The sequence below is a fragment of the Edaphosphingomonas fennica genome (genome assembly GCF_003034225.1).
GTDB classification, from domain to species: Bacteria; Pseudomonadota; Alphaproteobacteria; order Sphingomonadales; family Sphingomonadaceae; genus Sphingomonas_E; species Sphingomonas_E fennica.
Genome location: NZ_PHHF01000049.1, coordinates 55,124 through 73,154 on the forward strand (window position 1 = coordinate 55,124; position 18,031 = coordinate 73,154).

The following is an 18,031-nucleotide window of genomic DNA, read 5'->3' on the forward strand; positions in this document are numbered from 1 at the left end:
GCGAACTGGCGATCGATATCCCGCGCGATCGCCGCCTGCACCTGGGCGGTCGGGTGGGTGCCGTCGAACGAGAAATAGCCGGTGCAATCGATGTCCGGCCCCGGCGTCTCGCCGACCAGGCAGGGCACGGTGGTATTGAGCGGCGGCAGGCCCAGGCTGCCCGGATCGGACAGCAGCCGCCCGAACACGTCGAGCACGTCGTAGCGCATCAGATGCGTGCCGGCATCGAGCGCGAGGCCGTCCAGCGACGTCTGCAGCATCGCATCGACCATATAGGCCAGCGGAATGTCGCCATTGGGGATGCCGGCGATCAGGATGTTCCGCGCGCCGATATCGTTCAAGAACTGCACGCCGGCCGCATAGGTGGACACGACGGCCGAGATATAGTCCGTCGGCGTGAAGCCGCCGATATTGCCGTCCACCAGCCCGAATATGTCATTGCCGCCGAAATTGAGGACATAGAGCGCGTTCGCATTGGCGACGCCGCCATGGTCGCCGGCATAGAAGCCGAGCTGCGCCTGGATATCGGGAATGGCATCGCCATGATCGACCACCCTGGCGCCGCCGAAGGCATAATTGTTGCCGCCGGCGAGCGAGGCCACCGTGGGGGCGCCGTAGAGCGCGATCGAGAGCAGATCGGTATAGTCGTAGCCGTTGGTGAAGCGGCCGTCATAATAGCCGAGTGATTCGTTCGGCGTTGCGCCGCCGGTCAGGATCTTGATGTTGCCGGCATCGACCAGGCTGTCGCCGAAGACGTAGAGATCGGAATATTTCGGGTTTGCCGTAGCGGCAATCGCCGCCGTGGAGACCATCGCGACGCAGCCGGCAATGGCCAGCCGCAGGGCTGTGCGTGCACGCATCCTCGTCCTCCTCCTTATTATGGAGAGGGAGGCTAGGCGCTTTCGTTAACCATGCAAGGGTTTGGGGCGGTGCGCCCCGAAAGGGGTAGGAAGCCGGCGTGCGGAAGGCGCCGCCGGCCTTCCGCTATCAGGCCTGGATTTCGGTCGCGGCCTCGGCCAGCACGGTCAGGCCCTTCTCGTTCACTTCCGCGAAGCCGCCTTCCACCTGGATGCGGGCGGAGACGGTGTTCGGGCCGGAATAGACGCGCAGCTCGCCCGAACGGATCACCGACATGAAGGGGGCATGGCCGGCGAGCACGCCGAATTCGCCCTCGGTGCCGGGAACGACCACCATGTGGACCTCCTCCGAAAGGAGCAGCTTTTCGGGGGTGACGAGTTCGAAGTGCAGGTTGGCCATATCATTCCTCTTAGCCCCCTCCCGCTTGCGGGAGAGGGTTGGGTGAGGGGGGTATTCTTTCGGGATGGAAGAGGGCGTTTGTGCTCGCCTTCATCCCGGCCCCCTCCCGCAAGCGGGAGAGGGATAGAGTCGTGTTACGCGGCCTCGGCCAGCTTGCGGGCCTTGGCGACCGCTTCGTCGATGCCGCCGACCATGTAGAAAGCGGCTTCGGGCAGATGGTCATATTCGCCGTCGACCACCGCCTTGAACGACTTCACCGTATCCTCGATCTGCACGAACTTGCCGGGGATGCCGGTGAACACTTCGGCGACGTGGAACGGCTGGCTGAGGAAGCGCTGGATCTTGCGGGCGCGGGCGACGGTGAGCTTATCTTCTTCCGAAAGCTCGTCCATGCCCAGGATGGCGATGATGTCCTGCAGCGACTTGTACTTCTGCAGCGTTTCCTGGACCTTGCGGGCCGTCTCATAATGCTCCTGGCCGACGACAGCGGCGGTGAGCACGCGCGAGGTGGAGTCGAGCGGATCGACGGCCGGGTAGATGCCCAGCTCGGAGATGGCGCGCGACAGCACGGTCGTGGCGTCGAGGTGGGCGAAGGACGCGGCCGGCGCCGGATCGGTCAAGTCGTCGGCGGGCACGTAGATGGCCTGCACCGAGGTGATCGAGCCCTTGTTGGTCGAGGTGATGCGTTCCTGCAGCTGGCCCATGTCGGTGGCCAGCGTCGGCTGGTAGCCCACGGCCGAAGGAATACGGCCCAGCAGAGCCGACACTTCCGAACCGGCCTGGGTGAAGCGGAAGATGTTGTCGACGAAGAACAGCACGTCCTGGCCTTCGACGTCGCGGAAATATTCGGCGATCGTCAGGCCCGAAAGCGCGACGCGGGCACGCGCGCCCGGCGGCTCGTTCATCTGGCCGAACACCAGCGCCACCTTCGAGCCGTCCGGCGTCGGGTTGCCATCGGCGTCCTTGGCGATGACGCCGGCGTCGAGGAATTCGTGATAGAGGTCGTTGCCCTCGCGGGTGCGCTCACCCACGCCCGCGAACACCGAGGTGCCGCCATGGCCCTTGGCGATGTTGTTGATCAGTTCCTGGATGAGCACGGTCTTGCCCACGCCGGCGCCGCCGAACAGGCCGATCTTGCCGCCCTTGGCGTAAGGCGCGAGCAGGTCGATCACCTTGATGCCGGTGACGAGGATCGAGGTTTCGGTCGACTGGTCGACGAACAGCGGCGCTTCCGCGTGGATCGGGGCGGACAGGTCGGTATCGACCGGGCCGCGCTCGTCGATCGGCTCGCCGATCACGTTCAGGATGCGGCCGAGCGTCTTGGGGCCGACCGGCACGCGGATCTGCGATCCGGTGTCGACGACTTCCTGGCCGCGGGTGAGGCCGTCGGTCGTGTCCATCGCGATCGTGCGGACGGTGTTCTCGCCGAGGTGCTGGGCGACCTCGAGCACCAGGCGGTTGCCCTGGTTCTCGGTTTCCAGCGCCGAAAGGATCGCCGGCAGCTGGCCATCGAAATGGACGTCGACGACGGCGCCGATGACCTGGCTGACGCGGCCGACATTGCTGGCGGCGGCGGCCTTACTGGCTTTCTTGGGCTCAAACATGTCTTCTCACCTCAATGTCCGGGTGCGTCACCCGATCAGGATTTGGTTTAGAGCGCTTCCGCGCCCGAAATGATTTCCACCAGCTCGGTGGTGATCGCGGCCTGGCGGGTCCGGTTATACTGGATCGTCAGGCGGTTGATCATGTCCCCCGCATTGCGGGTCGCATTGTCCATCGCCGTCATGCGGCTGCCCTGTTCGGAGGCCGCATTTTCCAGCATCGCGCGGAAAAGCTGAACGGCAACGTTGCGGGGCAGCAGCTCCGTCAGGATCGCTTCCTCGTCGGGCTCATATTCCACCGATGCTTCCGCGCCGCCCGTGGCCGGGGCCGCATTCACGGCCAGCGGCACGGGAATGATCTGCAGCTCGGTCGGGATCTGCGCCAGCGCCGACTGGAACTTGGCGAAGAACAGGTGGGCGATATCGAACTCGCCGGCGTCGAAGCGGCGGATCAGATCCTCGCTCACCTGATGCGCATCGGCGAAGGCGACGTTCTTGATGTGGCTCTGATCGACCTGGTGGACGATCTTGCCCGGATAGAGGCGGGCGATGACGGCGCGGCCCTTCTTGCCGATCAGGTAGAACTTCACGTCCTTGCCCTGGGCGATCAGCTCGTCCGCCGTCTTGCGCGCCAGCTTGACGATGTTGCTGTTGAAGGCGCCAGCGAGGCCGCGCTCCGACGTGGCGACGACCAGCAGGTGGCGCTGGTCGCTGCCGGTGCCGGCCAGCAGCTTCGGGCTGGACGGGCCGATCGTCACCTTGGAGGCGAGGCTGGACATCACCGTGGACAGCCGCTCCGCATAGGGGCGGCCCGCCTCGGCGGCCTGCTGCGCGCGGCGCAGCTTGGCGGCGGCGACCATCTTCATCGCCTTGGTGATCTTCTGGGTCGACTTCACCGAAGTGATGCGGACCTTTAGGCTCTTGAGGCTGGGCATATGCGATCAGTTCCGGGAAAGAGCGAGTTTGCCGGCGAAGCCGACGAATGCGGTGCCGAGGGCGCCTTCGATCCAGCGCATGGCCTGGCTGTTGCCGATGCGGGTGCCCGCGCGGGAGGCGAGGCCGGCAAGAAGCGCCAGCCAGGCGAAGCCCACGGCATAGACGATCCCGACCAGCAGGACGCCGCGCAGCGGCGCTTCCGGGCCGGTGCCGACGAACTGGGGCAGCGCCGCCAGGAAGAACACCGCCACCTTCGGGTTGAGGATGGTGGTGAGGAAACCCTGGCGGAACGGCGCGCCCATGGCGACCGGAGCGGCTTCACCCCTGGCGGGCGCGATCGCGCCGCGGACCAGCTTGAGGCCGAGCCAGGCGAGATAGATCGCGCCGATCGTCTTCACCGCCGCGAACATGCCGGGCACGGCATTGAGCAGGCTGAGGAAGCCGAAGCCGCACAGCGCCATATACCACACCCCGCCGAGCGCGATGCCGCTGGCGGTCGCGATGCCGGCGCGGAAGCCGCGCCGTGCCGCGTTGCCCGCCACGAGCATCGTGTCGGGGCCGGGGGTCAGCACCAGCGCGATCGCCAGCACCGTCCAGGCCAGAAGGGTGTGGGTGGTCAGCATCCGATCAGGCGAAGGTCTTGGCGAAGGCGTCCAGCGCGGCGGTCAGCTTCGCCTTCAGGTCGTCGCCCAGGTCCTTGGTGTCGCGAATGCCCTTCAGCACGTCCGCGTGATGCGCGCGCAGGTCGGCGAGCAGCGCGGCCTCGAAGCGGACGACATCGGACGCCGGGATGGCATCGAGATAGCCGTTCACGCCGGCGAAGATCGAGGCGACCTGTTCCTCGAACGGCATCGGGTTGAACTGGGCCTGCTTCAGCAGCTCGGTGAGGCGGGCGCCGCGGTTCAGGAGCTTCTGGGTCGAAGCGTCGAGATCCGAGCCGAACTGGGCGAAGGCCGCCATTTCGCGATACTGGGCCAGCTCCAGCTTGATCGAGCCGGCGACCTTCTTCATCGCCTTGGTCTGCGCGGCGGAACCGACGCGGCTGACCGAGAGGCCGACGTTAATCGCGGGGCGGATGCCCTGATAGAAGAGGTCGGTTTCGAGGAAGATCTGGCCGTCGGTGATCGAGATCACGTTGGTCGGGATGTAGGCGGAAACGTCGCCGGCCTGCGTCTCGATGATCGGCAGCGCGGTGAGCGAGCCGTTGCCGTTGGCGTCGTTCATCTTCGCCGCGCGCTCGAGCAGGCGCGAGTGGAGATAGAACACGTCGCCCGGATAGGCTTCGCGGCCCGGCGGACGGCGCAGCAGCAGCGACATCTGGCGATAGGCCACGGCCTGCTTCGAAAGGTCGTCATACACGATAACGGCGTGCATGCCGTTGTCGCGGAAATATTCGCCCATCGCGCAGCCGGTATAGGGCGCGAGGAACTGGAGCGGCGCCGGCTCGGAGGCGGTGGCGGCGACGACGATGGAATATTCCATCGCGCCGTTTTCCTCGAGCTGGCGGACGATCTGGGCGACGGTCGAGCGCTTCTGGCCGACGGCGACATAGACGCAGTAGAGCTTCTTGCCCTCGTCGTCGCCCTTATTGGCCTCGCGCTGGTTGATGAAGGTGTCGATCGCGACCGCGGTCTTGCCGGTCTGGCGGTCGCCGATGATCAGCTCGCGCTGGCCACGGCCCACGGGGACGAGCGCATCGAGCGCCTTGAGGCCGGTCTGCACCGGCTCGTGCACCGACTTCCTGGGGATGATGCCCGGCGCCTTCACCTCGACGCGGCGGCGCTCGCTATATTCGATCGGGCCCTTGCCATCGATCGGGTTGCCGAGGCCGTCGACGACGCGGCCGAGCAGGCCCTTGCCGACCGGCACGTCCACGATCGTGCCGGTGCGCTTGACGGTATCGCCTTCCTTGATCTCGGAATCGGTGCCGAAGATCACGACGCCGACGTTATCGGCTTCGAGGTTGAGGGCCATGCCCTTGATGCCGTTGGCGAATTCCACCATCTCGCCGGCCTGGACATTGTCCAGCCCGTGGATACGGGCGATGCCGTCGCCCACCGACAGGACCGAGCCGACCTCGGAAACCTGCGCTTCGGAGCCGAACGAGGCGATCTGGTCCTTGATGACCTTTGAGATTTCTGCGGCGCGGATATCCATGTTCAGCCTTTCATCGCAGTCGCGAGAGTGTTCAATTTGGTGCGGATGGAGCCATCGACCTGGCGGCTGCCGACCTTGACGATCAGCCCGCCCAGAATCGCGGGATCGACATGCAGGTTCACGGCGACGTCGCGGCCGATCTGGGCCTTCAGCGTGGCCTTGAGCTCTTCCACCTGCGCATCGGAAAGCGGGTGGGCGGACGTCACCTCGGCGGTGGTTTCGCCGCGATACTGCGCCAGGATCTGGCCGAAGGCGCGGATGGCCGCGCCCGTCTGCGCCAGGCGGCGGTTGGTGGCGAGCACGCCCAGGAAGTTGGTGGTGAGGGGATCGAGCTTCAGCGCCACCGCCACGGCTTCCACCGCGTTGTTGGCGTCGTAGCGGGACACCATCGGGCTGGTCGTCAGCTCGCGCAGCTCGGCCGAATCGGCGAGCGCCTGCTTCAGGGTGGCGAGGCTGGCGGAAACGACGTCCAGCCTGTTCTCGTCACGGGCGAGCTCGAACAGCGCTATTGCATAGCGTCCTGCAAGGCTTGCCTGAATACCGCCGGAAATCTCCACGCGCCTAAAATCCCCCAAATGGATTTCGACCCATACGCAAAAAGGGGGCGCCGGAAGGGCGTCCCCGCATGGGTTGGGCGCCGGTTAGCAGGGGCGGTGCGGGGATGCAAGGCAGCCGTTCACCTTGTGGACATGCGGAGGGACAGGAAGGCCCGATCCGGCGGGACAAGCGCGACATCGGGGGTTCGACAAAGGCCGGCCGCGCGGGCTGGTGCCCGCCGGAAAGGCATCGCCGCTTTGAAAGCAAGCTGCGGGATGCGAAGCGGGCCAACCGGGGCCACATAGGCGGCATGACCCAGATCGAATCATCCCACCCGATCCCCGCAGGCGAGGCCATAGACGGCGATGCCGCCTGGGCGGCGGTGCTGCGCCGGGACCGGGCGCGCGACGGGCATTTCGTGACCGGGGTGCTTTCCACCGGCATCTATTGCCGGCCGTCCTGCGCGGCGCGGCACCCCCGGCGAGAAAATGTCCGTTTCTTTCGCGATGGCGCGGCCGCCCGCGCCGCCGGCCTGCGCCCCTGCCGGCGGTGCCTGCCGGACGACGTCGCGCGCGACGAAGCGGGGATCGCCAGGGCGCTGGCCTATATCGCGGCGGAAGCCGAGCCGCCCTCGCTCGACGCCGTGGCCGCCGTCGCGGGCTATGCCCCCCACCATTTCCTGCGGCTGTTCCGCCGCGCCACCGGGCTGACGCCCGCCGCCTATGCCCGCGCGCTGCGGGCCCGCCGGGCCGAAACCGCGCTGAAGGAGACCGAGACCGTGACCGAAGCTCTCTACGATGCCGGCTATGCCGCCCCCGCCCGCTTCTACGCCGAGGCGCCGGCCCGGCTGGGGATGACCCCATCGGCCTGGCGCGACGGCGGCCGGGGCGTCTCCATCCGCTGGGCGATCGCGCCGACCAGCCTGGGCGCAATGCTGGTCGCCGCCACCGATCGCGGCATCTGCCGCCTGTCCTTCGACGAGGACGAATCGGTGCTGGCGGACCGCTTCCCCCATGCCGATATCGCGCCCGGCGGGGCGGAACTGGCCGATCTCGTCCGGCGCACGGTGGCGGCGGTCGAGGAGCCGGAACGGCCGCACGATCTGCCGCTCGACGTGAAGGGCACCGCCTTCCAGGAAGCGGTGTGGCGCGAGCTTTCCCGCATTCCGCCGGGCGAAACCCTCTCTTATGCCGCGCTTGCCGCCAAGGTGGGCCGGCCGGGCGCTGCGCGGGCGGCGGGTTCCGCCTGCGGCGCCAACAATGTCGCGGTGCTGATCCCCTGCCACCGCGCCAAGCGCGGCGACGGCACGCTCGGCGGCTATGCCTATGGCCTGGCGATCAAGCAGGAACTGCTGGCGCGGGAAGGGCGGGAGGGCTGAGGAGGGGCGGGATGCCGTCACGCTGGACCGGGCTCAGCGCCCCTCGCGCGACAAGCGATGTCGGCGCGCGTGGAAGGATGGATGCTGAGCGAGTTCAGCATGGCGGATTGGGACAGGAATGCGCTCGGGCATCCGCTAGTGCATCGGCAGGACGAAGCCGTTAGGAGGGGCGTCGCCCTTGTCTCTCTGGAGCTTCCGTGACCGCCGATCCCTTCGCCCAGCTTTTCCGGTCCTCGGCGGAATTGTTCGTGCAGTCGCTGGACGTGGCCGGGGATCGCCTGCTCGTCGCGCGGATGGCGGAGGCGGATTATGCCGGAGCGAGCTTCCTCGATCAGCGCATCCTCACCCCGGACCGCCCCTGCCAATGGTTCGGCTGGGAGGATCTGGAACGCCTGTCGGGATCGTTGCCGGCCACGGCCTGTCACATCTTCCATATCGGTCATGTCGGGTCGACGCTGATATCCCGGCTGCTGGGCGAGCTGCCGGACGTGCTGGCGGTGAGGGAGCCCGTGCTGCTGCGCGGGCTCGCGGACCTGCGGCGCATCCGGGGCAGGCCCGAATCCGCCTGGTCGCCGCAGCGGTTCGATGCGCGGGTCGGCATGGCGCTGGGCTGGCTTTCGCGGACGTTCCGGCCCGAGCAGCGCGCCATCGTCAAGGCGACCAGCTTCGTTTCCGATCTTGCGCCCGAAATCCTGGCGGCCGGGCAGAAGGCGCTTTTCCTGTTCGTGAAGCCCGAAAGCTATCTGCCGACCATCCTGGCCGGCGAGGCATCGATGCAGGAGCTGGCGGTGTGGAGCCCGACCCGGCTCCTCCGCCTCCACGCCCGGATCGGCGCCGAGCCCTGGCGGCTGTGGGAGATGTCGCCGGGCGAGCGCGTGGCGCTCGGCTGGGCGTGCGAGATGGCCGCGGTGGAAGAAGCGGGCGCGGGCGCCGCGGAAGGGCAGGCGCTGTGGATGGACTTCGATGGCTTCCTGGCCGATCCGGCGGCATCGCTTGCGCGGATCGCCGCCCATTTCGGGGCGCCGCTGGCGATGGAACAGGCGCAGGCGCTTGTCGGCGGGCCGATCATGTCGCGCTATTCCAAGGCGCCCGAGCATGGCTATAGCCCGCAATTGCGGCGCGACGTGCTGGCCCAGGCGAGGCGCGATCAGGCGGGGGAGATCGCCCGGGGTCAGCGCTGGCTTGCCGAGGCCGGCCGCCAATATCCGTTGATCGCCCGCGCGCTGGATCGCGCGGCGCAGGGAGTGCATTGATGTTCAGGCTGATCGAGAATGTGTTGGCGCCGGAGGCGGTGGCGGAGCTCCGGCAGATCGCGGCGACCTCCAATTTCGTGGATGGGCGCGTCAGCAACCCGCACTCGCGGGTGAAGAACAACCAGCAGCTTCATGAACCCCAGCCGGCGGAACGGACGGCGCAGATCGTGGCGCGCGCGCTGCTCGGCAACCGGGAATTCTTCGACGTGGCCTTTCCCAAGGCGATCGCGCCGCCGCTGCTGGCGCGTTACGAGCCGGGGATGAATTACGGCCTGCATCCCGATGCGGCGATGATGCAGACGCCGAACGGGCCGCTCAGGTCCGATCTGAGCTGCACCGTCTTCCTGGCCGATCCGGCAAGCTATGACGGCGGCGCGCTGCGCATCATGCTGGGCAGCGGCGAGATGCGGTTCAAGGGGCCGCCCGGCTCGGCGATCGTCTATCCGTCGATGACGCTTCATGAGGTGGAGCCGGTGACGCGCGGGCAGCGGCTGGTGGCGATCACCTTCATCCAGAGCCGCATCGCCGATCCGGTGGAGCGCGACCTGCTCTACGAGCTGAACGAGGTGGCGGCGCTGGAGGGCAATAATATGGCGCCGGAGAATTTCTCCCGCCTGCAGGCCGTGCAGTTCAATCTGATGCGGCGCTGGACGGATCACCCCTGATCGGCATTTCCTTTCCGGCTTCGCATCCCTAATTCGGGGGCGTGAACCCTCGCGCCCGTGTCCTCCTGCTCAACCCCGCGCTCGGTCCGCTCGATTATCGGGTGGACCCGGGGCAGGACGTGCGGCCGGGATCGATCGTGCTGGCGCCGCTCGGTCCCCGGCAGTGGACCGGGGTGGTGTGGGAGGCGGATCGCATGCCTTCCGATGCGGAGGTGGGCGACAATCGCCTGCGCCCGCTGGCCGGCGTCTATGATCTGCCGCCGCTGGGCGAGCCGCTGCGCCGGTTGATCGAGTGGACCGCCAATTATTATCTCGCGCCGCCGGCCGCCGTGCTGCGGATGGCGCTTTCCTCCGCATCGGCGCTGGATGGCGCGCGGACCGTGACCGAATATCGCGCCACCGGCCGGGTGCCGGATCGCCTCACCCCGCAGCGCGAGCAGGCGCTGGAGCGGATCGGCGAGCGGCAGGGGCTGGTGCGCGAGCTGGCCGCCATCGCCGACGTTTCCGATGCGGTGATCCGGGGGCTGGTGAAGGCCGGCGCGATCGAGGCGGTGGAGGTTTCGGTCGACGATCCCTTCCTCGATCCCGATCCCGACCATGCCCGGCCCGATCTTTCGGCGGATCAGGCGGCGGTGGCGGGCCGGCTGGTGGAAGCGGTGCGCGCGCACGCCTTCCAGCCCTTCCTGCTCGACGGCGTGACCGGATCGGGCAAGACCGAGGTTTATTTCGAGGCGGTGGCCGAGGCGATTCGGCAGGGGCGGCAGACGCTGGTGCTGCTGCCCGAGATCGCCTTGACCGAGCCGTTCCTGAAGCGCTTCGCCGCGCGTTTCGGCCATGCGCCCATCGCCTGGCATTCGGACCTGCGCCAGTCGCAGCGGCGGCGGGCCTGGCGGGCGATCGCGACCGGCGAGGCGAAGGTGGTGGTGGGCGCGCGCTCCGCCCTGTTCCTGCCTTATGCGAAGCTGGGCCTGATCGTGGTGGACGAGGCGCACGAGACCAGCTTCAAGCAGGAAGACGGCGTGATGTATCACGCCCGCGACGTGGCGGTGATGCGTGGCGGCTTCGAAAGCTGCCCGGTGGTGCTGGCATCCGCCACGCCCGCGATCGAGACGCGCCAGCAGGTGGCGCTGGGCCGCTATGAGGAACTGAAGCTGCCCGGCCGTTACGGCGTGGCGCAGATGCCCGATATCAACGAGGTGGACCTGCTGCGCGATCCGCCGCCGCGCGGCCGCTGGCTGGCGCCGACGCTGGTGAAGGCGATCGAGGAGACGCTGGAGCGCAAGGAACAGGCGCTGCTGTTCCTCAATCGGCGGGGCTATGCGCCGCTCACCCTCTGCCGGACCTGCGGGCACCGCTTCCAATGCCCCAATTGCACGGCCTGGATGGTGGAGCACCGGCTGATGGCGCGGCTCGCCTGCCATCATTGCGGCCATGTGATGCCGCCGCCGGCCTTCTGCCCCGAATGCAAGGCGGAGGATTCGCTGGTCGCCTGCGGGCCGGGGGTGGAGCGGATCGCGGATGAAGCGTCCGCGCTCTTTCCCGACGCGAAGACGGCGGTGGTGACGTCCGACACGCTCTGGTCGCCGGCCAAGGCGGCGGAGTTCGTCGGCCGGATGGAGGCGGGCGATATCGATATCGTCATCGGCACCCAGCTCATCACCAAGGGCTATCATTTCCCGAACCTCACCCTGGTGGGCGTGGTGGATGCCGATCTCGGGCTGGCCGGCGGCGATCTGCGCGCGGCGGAGCGCAGCTTCCAGCAGATCGCGCAGGTGGCGGGGCGGGCGGGGCGCGGGGCCAAGCCCGGCCATGTCTATATCCAGACGCGCGAGCCGTCCGCGCCCGTCATCCGCGCGCTGGTGTCGGGCGATGCGGAAAGCTTCTACGCCGCCGAAACCGAATCCCGCCGCGCCGCCAACGCGCCGCCCTTCGGCCGTTACGCCGCGATCATCATCTCGTCCGAAAAGCTGGAGGAAGCGGTGGAAACGGCCCGGCTGATCGGCCGCACCGCGCCCCAGGTGGATGGCATGCACGTCTTCGGCCCCGCGCCGGCCCCGCTCGCGATGCTGCGCGGCCGGCATCGCCAGCGCCTGCTGGTCCATGCCCGCCGCGCGCTCGACGTGCAGGACGTGATCCGCCAGTGGCTGGGCGCCCTGGAATGGCCGCGCGGCGTGCGCGTGGCGGTGGACGTGGATCCTTACTCCTTCGTTTGAGCCATTGTTGCCGGGGCGCGGCCATGGCACCTTGCGGGCCATGGGCGTGGTGGAACTGCTCGGTGTCGCCGCCAGCGTCAGCCTGCTCGCGGGCTGGAGGCTCTATCTCTGCGTGTTCGCGACGGGGCTGGCGATGCGCACGGGCTGGATCGATCTGCCGCAGCATCTCTCCTCGCTGGACGTGCTGGCCAATCCCTGGGTGATCGGCATATCCGCCGTGGCGCTGCTCGCCGAATTCCTGGCGGACAAGATCGCCATCGTCGACAGCGTCTGGGATGCGATCCACACGCTGATCCGCCCGGTGGGCGGCGCGCTGCTGGCCATGGCGATCGTCGATGCCAGCGATCCCGCCTGGCAGGTGGCGAGCTTCCTGCTGGGCGGCGGCGCGACGCTGATGGCGCACGGCGCCAAGGCCGGCGCGCGGGCGGTGGTGAATGCCAGCCCCGAACCGTTCAGCAATATCGCGGTTTCGACCGGGGAGGACGTCGCCACCACGGGGCTGCTCTATCTGGCGCTCGCCAATCCGGTGGCGGCGGTGGCGATCGCCTTGCTGCTGCTGGCGGCGGTGGTGTTGACGCTCTGGTGGGTGCGGCGGCTGTTGAAAAGGTTGCTGGGCGGGCCTGAAAGGGCCGCGTGAACCGGCGCCGATAGCCTCATGACCAAAAAGAAAACGCCGCCCCGGCGATCGACCGGGGCGGCGTTGTTTCCTGGACGTAGCGGCGGAGCCGCGTCGATCAGCCCTTCACCTCGGCCTTGGCCTTGCCGCCCTTCTTCGGGCGCTTGGGCGCGGCGGGGGTGATCTCGAAGGCGAGGGCCTCGTCCTTCAGGCGGACCTTCACCTCGCCGCCATGGACGAGCTTGCCGAACAGCAGCTCCTCGGCCAGCGGCTGTTTGATCTTCTCCTGGATCAGGCGGCCCATCGGGCGGGCGCCGTAGAGCTTGTCATAGCCCCGGGCGGTGAGCCACGCCTTGGCGTCCTCGTCCATCGAGATGTGGACATCGCGATCGGCCAGCTGAAGCTCGAGCTGGAGGATGAACTTCTCCACCACCCGGCTCACCACCTCGGTCGGCAGGTAGCTGAACGGCACGATCGCATCGAGGCGGTTGCGGAATTCGGGGGTGAACATCTTCTTCACCGCCTCTTCCTGCGCATCCTCGCGGCTGGTCGCGCCGAAGCCGATGCCCTCGCGCGCCATGTCCGACGCGCCGGCATTGGTCGTCATGATCAGGATGGTGTTGCGGAAATCCACCGTCTTGCCGTGGTGATCGGTCAGCTTCCCATTGTCCATCACCTGCAGCAGGATGTTGAACAGGTCGGGATGCGCCTTCTCGATCTCGTCGAGCAGCAGCACGCTGTGCGGATGCTGGTCGACCGCATCGGTCAGCAGGCCGCCCTGATCGTAGCCGACATAGCCCGGAGGCGCGCCGATCAGCCGGCTGACCGAGTGGCGCTCCATATATTCGGACATGTCGAACCGCTGCAGCGGGATGCCCATGATCTGGGCGAGCTGGCGGGCGACCTCCGTCTTGCCGACACCGGTGGGGCCGGAGAACAGATAGTTGCCGATCGGCTTGTCCGGATCGCGCAGGCCCGCGCGGCTCAGCTTGATGGCGGAGGAGAGGACCTCGATCGCGCGATCCTGGCCGAACACCACGCGCTTCAGGTCGGTCTCCAGCGTCTCCAGCACCTTCTTGTCGTCGGTGGAGACGGATTTCGGCGGGATGCGCGCCATCGTCGCGATCACGGCCTCGATCTCCTTGGGCGTGATCACCTTCTTCCGGCGCGACGGCGGCACAAGCATCTGCATGGCGCCCACCTCGTCGATCACGTCGATCGCCTTGTCGGGCAGCTTGCGATCGTTGATGTAGCGGGCCGAAAGCTCGACCGCCGACTTGATCGCATCCGGCGTATATTTCACCGAATGATGTTCCTCGAAGGCCGAGCGCAGGCCGGCGAGGATCTTGATCGTATCCTCCACCGTCGGCTCGTTGACGTCGATCTTCTGGAACCGGCGCAGCAGCGCGCGATCCTTTTCGAAATGGTTGCGGAATTCCTTGTAGGTGGTCGATCCGATGCAGCGGATCGTGCCGCCGGAAAGGGCCGGCTTCAGCAGGTTGGACGCATCCATGGCGCCGCCCGACGTGGCGCCGGCGCCGATCACGGTGTGGATCTCGTCGATGAACAGCACGGCGTGCGGCAGCTTCTCCAGCTCCGTCACCACCTGCTTCAGCCGTTCCTCGAAATCGCCGCGATAGCGGGTGCCGGCGAGCAGCGCCCCCATGTCGAGCGAATAGATCACGGCCGGCAGCAGCACGTCCGGCACATCGCCTTCCACGATCTTGCGGGCCAGACCCTCGGCGATCGCCGTCTTGCCCACGCCCGGATCGCCCACATAAAGCGGGTTGTTCTTGGAGCGGCGGCACAGGATCTGGACGGTGCGGTCCACCTCCGGCCCGCGGCCGATCAGCGGATCGACGCGGCCGTCCTTGGCCTTTTCGTTGAGGTTGACGCAGAACTGCTTGAGGGCGCTCTCGCCCTTCTTGCCATCCTGCTTCTGGGCCTTTTCCTCGTCCGCGCCCTTCACTTCGCGCTGCTCCGTGGGCTGGCCGGCCTTGCCGACGCCGTGGCTGATATAGCTGACCGCATCCAGCCGGCTCATATCCTGCTGCTGGAGGAAATAGACCGCGTAGGATTCGCGTTCGGAAAAGAGCGCGACGAGAACGTTGGCGCCCGTCACTTCCTCCCGCCCGGACGACTGGACGTGGAGGATCGCGCGCTGGACCACGCGCTGGAAACCGCTGGTGGGCGAGGGATCGGTATTGCCCTCCACCTTCAGCGCATCGAGTTCGGTATCGAGATAAAGGCGCACGGCCTCCTTGAGATCGCCCAGCTCCACCCCGCAGGCGGCCATGACCTTGGCGGCATGCTCGTCGTCGATCAGCGCGAGCAGGAGATGTTCGAGCGTGGCATATTCGTGACGGCGGCTGGACGCGGCGGAAAGCGCGTTGTGCAGGGTCTGTTCCAGCTCGCGGGCGAAAGATGGCATTGCAATCTACTCCTTCAGGCCGCGTGGGAGGCGCGACCCGCTGACACATATGTCGTGAGCCTGGGGGCGTTCATCAAGGCACCCGGCCGATCCGGTGCTTCCCGCGTGGAAAGAGCGCCCATCGCCGTTGAAGCCCGCCCGAGCCCGATCGCGTCTTCCGCGCTCAGGCTGGCCCGTCCTCATCGCCGGAATAGGGACTCGGCGCTTGCGCGGTGGTTAACGGCGGCATCGATCTTGCCGCGCACCCGGGCGATCTCCGCCTCCAGCGCGGCGATTCTCGCGTTCAGCTCGTCCACCGAAAACGGGTCGAGATCCTGCAGGCGAAGCAGCGTCAGCGGATCGTCGGTGCGTCGGGGAAGATTGTCATCAACGTCCATTCGGGGAGCGTTGACCGATGCGCGCTCCATGTCAATAAACGCGACCTGACAAAAGCGCCGAACGGGGGAAATATGGCCGCGCTTCCGGAAACCATGCGGGCGATCGATCCGGACGAGACCGGCGGGCCGGAGGTGCTGCGCGTGGTGGAGCGGCCGGTGCCCCGGCCCGGCGCGGGGGAGGTGCTGATCCAGGTCGCGGCGGCGGGCGTGAACCGGCCGGACGTGGTGCAGCGGAAAGGGGGCTATCCGCCCCCGCCCGGCGCCCCCACGATCCCCGGCCTGGAGGTGGCCGGCCGCATCGTCGCGCTGGGGCAGGGGGTGGAAACCGAATGGCTCGCCCAGCCGGTCTGCGCGCTGCTGGCGGGCGGGGGCTATGCCGAATATGCGGTCGCGGCCGTCGGCCAGTGCCTCGCGGTGCCGCCCGGCCTGCCGCTGATGGAGGCGGCCGCCATTCCCGAGACGCTGTTCACCGTGTGGACCAATTTGTTCGAGCGCGCTTATGCGGTGGAGGGGGATGTCGCCCTCGTCCACGGCGGCACCAGCGGGATCGGCACGATGGCGATCCAGCTCGGCAAGCTGTTCGGCCTCACCATGATCGTCACCTGCGGATCGGACGAGAAATGCGCCCGCGCGATCGCCATCGGCGCCGATCACGCGATCAACTATCGCACGGCCGATTTCGTCGAGGAGGTGAAGCAGATCACCGGCGGGCGCGGCTGCCAGGTGGTGCTGGACATGGTGGGCGGGGATTATGTGCCCCGCAACCTCGCCTGCCTGGCCGAGGACGGCCGCCACGTCTCGATCGCGGTGCAGCGCGGCGCCAAGGCGGAAGTGCCGATCTGGGATATCATGCGCCGCCGCCTCACCCTCACGGGATCGACGCTGCGCCCCCGCTCCGCCGCGTTCAAGAGCCTCGTCGCGGACGAGCTGGCGGCAACCGTATGGCCGTTCGTGCGCGAAGGCCGGCTCAGGCCGGTGATCGACCGCACCTATACGCTGGAGGAGGCCGCCCTTGCCCATGCCCGCATGGAATCGGGCGATCATGTCGGCAAGATCGTGCTGCTGGTCGGCGAACAGGGCAGCGCTGCTTCCTTATAATTCCGCAGCGATCCGCCATCTGCCGCCGGCATCGGGCGGGTGCGCGATTTTCGCGCGCATTTCCCGACGGGCTCGCCTATAGGGGGCCGATTTCATATGGAGGCATGATTGTTCAAGGGTGTGCGGCCGATCCTCTACGGGGGGCGCGAGGTGTGGCCGTTGATCGAGGGCGGCAAGGGTGTCGCCGCTACCAACCATATGAGCTCCGGGGCCTGGGCGGCTGCCGGCGGCATCGGCACGGTATCGGCGGTCAACGCCGACAGCTACGATCCCGAAGGCAAGATCATTCCCCAGGTCTATCATGCGCTTACCCGGCGCGAACGGCATGAGGAGCTGATCGCCTACGCCATCGATGGCGCGGTGGAGCAGGTGAAGCGGGCGTTCGACATCGCCGGCGGCAGGGGCGCGATCAACATCAACGTGCTGTGGGAGATGGGCGGCGCGCAGCGCGTGCTCCACGGCGTGCTGGAACGCACCAAGGGCCTCGTCACCGGCGTCACCTGCGGCGCGGGCATGCCCTACAAGCTCTCCGAGATCGCGGCCTCCTACGGCGTCCATTACCTGCCGATCATCAGCTCGGCCCGCGCCTTCCGCGCTTTGTGGAAGCGGGCCTATTCCAAGGCGTCCGAATGGCTGGCGGCGGTGGTCTATGAGGATCCCTGGCTGGCGGGCGGGCATAACGGCCTGTCCAACGCCGAAGACCCGCTGAAGCCGCAGGACCCTTATCCGCGCGTCAAGGAATTGCGCGCCACCATGCGCGAGGGCGGCATCCCCGATAGCGTGCCGATCGTGATGGCCGGCGGCGTCTGGTATCTGCGCGACTGGAACGAGTGGATCGACAATCCGGAGCTGGGGCAGATCGCCTTCCAGTTCGGCACGCGGCCGCTGCTGACGCAGGAAAGCCCGATCCCGCAGGCGTGGAAGGATCGGCTGACGACGCTGGAGGAGGGCGACGTGCTGCTCCACCGCTTCTCGCCCACCGGATTCTATTCCTCGGCCGTGCGCAATCCCTTCCTCCGTAACCTGGAAGGCCGGTCCGAACGGCAGATCGCCTTTTCGGGCGAGGCGGCCGGCGACCACCAGTTTCAGCTCGACGTGGGCGTGAAGGGCAAGAATTTCTGGGTGACGCGCGGCGATCTGATGCGCGCGCGCGAATGGTTCGGCCTCGGCTACACCACCGCGCTCAAGACGCCGGACAACACGCTCGTCTTCGTGACGCCGGAGGAAACCAAGGAAATCCGCAAGGATCAGGCCGATTGCATGGGCTGCCTCAGCCAGTGCGGCTTCTCGTCCTGGGCGGATACGGAGGGCAATTCCACCGGCCGCCTCGCCGATCCGCGCAGCTTCTGCATCCAGAAGACGCTGCAGGATATCGTCCATGGCGGCGATGTGGAGAACAACCTGATGTTCGCGGGCCACGCGGCCTATCAGTTCAAGAAGGACCCCTTCTATTCCAACGGCTTCGTGCCGACGGTGAAGCAGCTCGTCGATCGTATCCTGACGGGCGACTGA

Annotated in this window: 15 protein-coding genes and 1 pseudogene; 7 read left to right on the plus strand and 9 right to left on the minus strand. The window is 67.5% G+C overall.

The annotated features are described in order from the left end of the window. Positions 1–29 precede the first annotated feature (29 nt). From CV103_RS22875 to CV103_RS12215, 7 genes and pseudogenes are all read right to left on the minus strand, one after another. Positions 30–860, minus strand: a pseudogene (locus CV103_RS22875) (SGNH/GDSL hydrolase family protein); the annotation flags it as partial. A 127-nt stretch (positions 861–987) separates the two neighbouring features. Then, complete coding sequence (locus CV103_RS12190) at positions 988–1,257, minus strand: ATP synthase F1 subunit epsilon (RefSeq protein ID WP_015457730.1); 270 nt, start codon at positions 1,255–1,257, stop codon at positions 988–990. A 134-nt stretch (positions 1,258–1,391) separates the two neighbouring features. After that, a complete protein-coding gene (gene atpD / locus CV103_RS12195) occupies positions 1,392–2,861 on the minus strand; it encodes a F0F1 ATP synthase subunit beta (protein WP_070934423.1) in 1,470 nt (489 codons plus the stop codon). A gap of 47 nt (positions 2,862–2,908) precedes the next feature. Then, entirely contained in the window at positions 2,909–3,793 is an 885-nt protein-coding gene (locus CV103_RS12200; protein ID WP_015457728.1) for a F0F1 ATP synthase subunit gamma, read from the minus strand. Positions 3,794–3,799: 6 nt separating this feature from the next. After that, positions 3,800–4,417: a LysE family translocator gene (locus CV103_RS12205; RefSeq protein ID WP_015457727.1), complete on the minus strand. Its 618-nt coding sequence runs from the start codon at positions 4,415–4,417 to the stop codon at positions 3,800–3,802. A gap of 4 nt (positions 4,418–4,421) precedes the next feature. After that, entirely contained in the window at positions 4,422–5,951 is a 1,530-nt protein-coding gene (gene atpA, locus CV103_RS12210; RefSeq protein WP_015457726.1) for a F0F1 ATP synthase subunit alpha, read from the minus strand. Positions 5,952–5,953: 2 nt separating this feature from the next. After that, the gene (locus CV103_RS12215; protein ID WP_015457725.1) at positions 5,954–6,508 is read right to left on the minus strand and encodes a F0F1 ATP synthase subunit delta; all 555 of its coding nucleotides are present in this window, start codon (positions 6,506–6,508) and stop codon (positions 5,954–5,956) included. A gap of 290 nt (positions 6,509–6,798) precedes the next feature. Here CV103_RS12215 and ada point away from each other — a divergent pair, with 290 nt between their 5' ends. The 5 genes from ada (at position 6,799) to CV103_RS12240 (ending at position 12,634) form a co-directional block, all read left to right on the plus strand. Next, positions 6,799–7,866: a bifunctional DNA-binding transcriptional regulator/O6-methylguanine-DNA methyltransferase Ada gene (gene ada / locus CV103_RS12220; RefSeq protein ID WP_015457724.1), complete on the plus strand. Its 1,068-nt coding sequence runs from the start codon at positions 6,799–6,801 to the stop codon at positions 7,864–7,866. Positions 7,867–8,063: 197 nt separating this feature from the next. Further along, the gene (locus tag CV103_RS12225) at positions 8,064–9,119 is read left to right on the plus strand and encodes a hypothetical protein (RefSeq protein ID WP_107395085.1); all 1,056 of its coding nucleotides are present in this window, start codon (positions 8,064–8,066) and stop codon (positions 9,117–9,119) included. Continuing rightward, positions 9,119–9,784, plus strand: a complete 666-nt coding sequence (locus CV103_RS12230) for a Fe2+-dependent dioxygenase (protein ID WP_015457722.1) — start codon at positions 9,119–9,121, stop codon at positions 9,782–9,784. The genes CV103_RS12225 and CV103_RS12230 overlap by 1 nt, the downstream gene beginning before the upstream one ends. A 41-nt stretch (positions 9,785–9,825) precedes the next feature. Beyond that, complete coding sequence (locus CV103_RS12235; protein WP_107395086.1) at positions 9,826–11,997, plus strand: primosomal protein N'; 2,172 nt, start codon at positions 9,826–9,828, stop codon at positions 11,995–11,997. Positions 11,998–12,037: 40 nt separating this feature from the next. Further along, a complete protein-coding gene (locus tag CV103_RS12240; RefSeq protein ID WP_015457720.1) occupies positions 12,038–12,634 on the plus strand; it encodes a DUF4126 domain-containing protein in 597 nt (198 codons plus the stop codon). A 97-nt stretch (positions 12,635–12,731) separates the two neighbouring features. Here CV103_RS12240 and clpA read toward each other — a convergent pair whose 3' ends face one another. Beyond that, on the minus strand, positions 12,732–15,044 hold the full coding sequence (gene clpA, locus CV103_RS12245; protein ID WP_015457719.1) for an ATP-dependent Clp protease ATP-binding subunit ClpA: 2,313 nt from the start codon (positions 15,042–15,044) through the stop codon (positions 12,732–12,734). 179 nt (positions 15,045–15,223) lie between these two features. Further along, complete coding sequence (locus CV103_RS12250) at positions 15,224–15,421, minus strand: DUF1192 domain-containing protein (protein ID WP_015457718.1); 198 nt, start codon at positions 15,419–15,421, stop codon at positions 15,224–15,226. Positions 15,422–15,493: 72 nt separating this feature from the next. On the opposite strand from CV103_RS12250, the gene CV103_RS12255 reads away from it, so the two are divergent. Further along, a complete protein-coding gene (locus tag CV103_RS12255) occupies positions 15,494–16,519 on the plus strand; it encodes an NAD(P)H-quinone oxidoreductase (RefSeq protein ID WP_107395087.1) in 1,026 nt (341 codons plus the stop codon). Positions 16,520–16,627: 108 nt separating this feature from the next. Beyond that, the gene (locus CV103_RS12260; protein WP_107395088.1) at positions 16,628–18,031 is read left to right on the plus strand and encodes an NAD(P)H-dependent flavin oxidoreductase; all 1,404 of its coding nucleotides are present in this window, start codon (positions 16,628–16,630) and stop codon (positions 18,029–18,031) included.

What these genes read in the sequence shown, in the direction of transcription:
- CV103_RS12190 (WP_015457730.1), bottom strand. Translation starts at nt 1,257, where the DNA reads ATGGCCAACCTGCACTTCGAACTCGTCACCCCCGAAAAGCTGCTCCTT.
- atpD (WP_070934423.1), bottom strand. Translation starts at nt 2,861, where the DNA reads ATGTTTGAGCCCAAGAAAGCCAGTAAGGCCGCCGCCGCCAGCAATGTC.
- CV103_RS12200 (WP_015457728.1), bottom strand. Translation starts at nt 3,793, where the DNA reads ATGCCCAGCCTCAAGAGCCTAAAGGTCCGCATCACTTCGGTGAAGTCG.
- CV103_RS12205 (WP_015457727.1), bottom strand. Translation starts at nt 4,417, where the DNA reads ATGCTGACCACCCACACCCTTCTGGCCTGGACGGTGCTGGCGATCGCG.
- atpA (WP_015457726.1), bottom strand. Translation starts at nt 5,951, where the DNA reads ATGGATATCCGCGCCGCAGAAATCTCAAAGGTCATCAAGGACCAGATC.
- ada (WP_015457724.1), top strand. Translation starts at nt 6,799, where the DNA reads ATGACCCAGATCGAATCATCCCACCCGATCCCCGCAGGCGAGGCCATA.
- CV103_RS12230 (WP_015457722.1), top strand. Translation starts at nt 9,119, where the DNA reads ATGTTCAGGCTGATCGAGAATGTGTTGGCGCCGGAGGCGGTGGCGGAG.
- CV103_RS12240 (WP_015457720.1), top strand. Translation starts at nt 12,038, where the DNA reads ATGGGCGTGGTGGAACTGCTCGGTGTCGCCGCCAGCGTCAGCCTGCTC.
- clpA (WP_015457719.1), bottom strand. Translation starts at nt 15,044, where the DNA reads ATGCCATCTTTCGCCCGCGAGCTGGAACAGACCCTGCACAACGCGCTT.
- CV103_RS12250 (WP_015457718.1), bottom strand. Translation starts at nt 15,421, where the DNA reads ATGGACGTTGATGACAATCTTCCCCGACGCACCGACGATCCGCTGACG.
- CV103_RS12255 (WP_107395087.1), top strand. Translation starts at nt 15,494, where the DNA reads ATGGCCGCGCTTCCGGAAACCATGCGGGCGATCGATCCGGACGAGACC.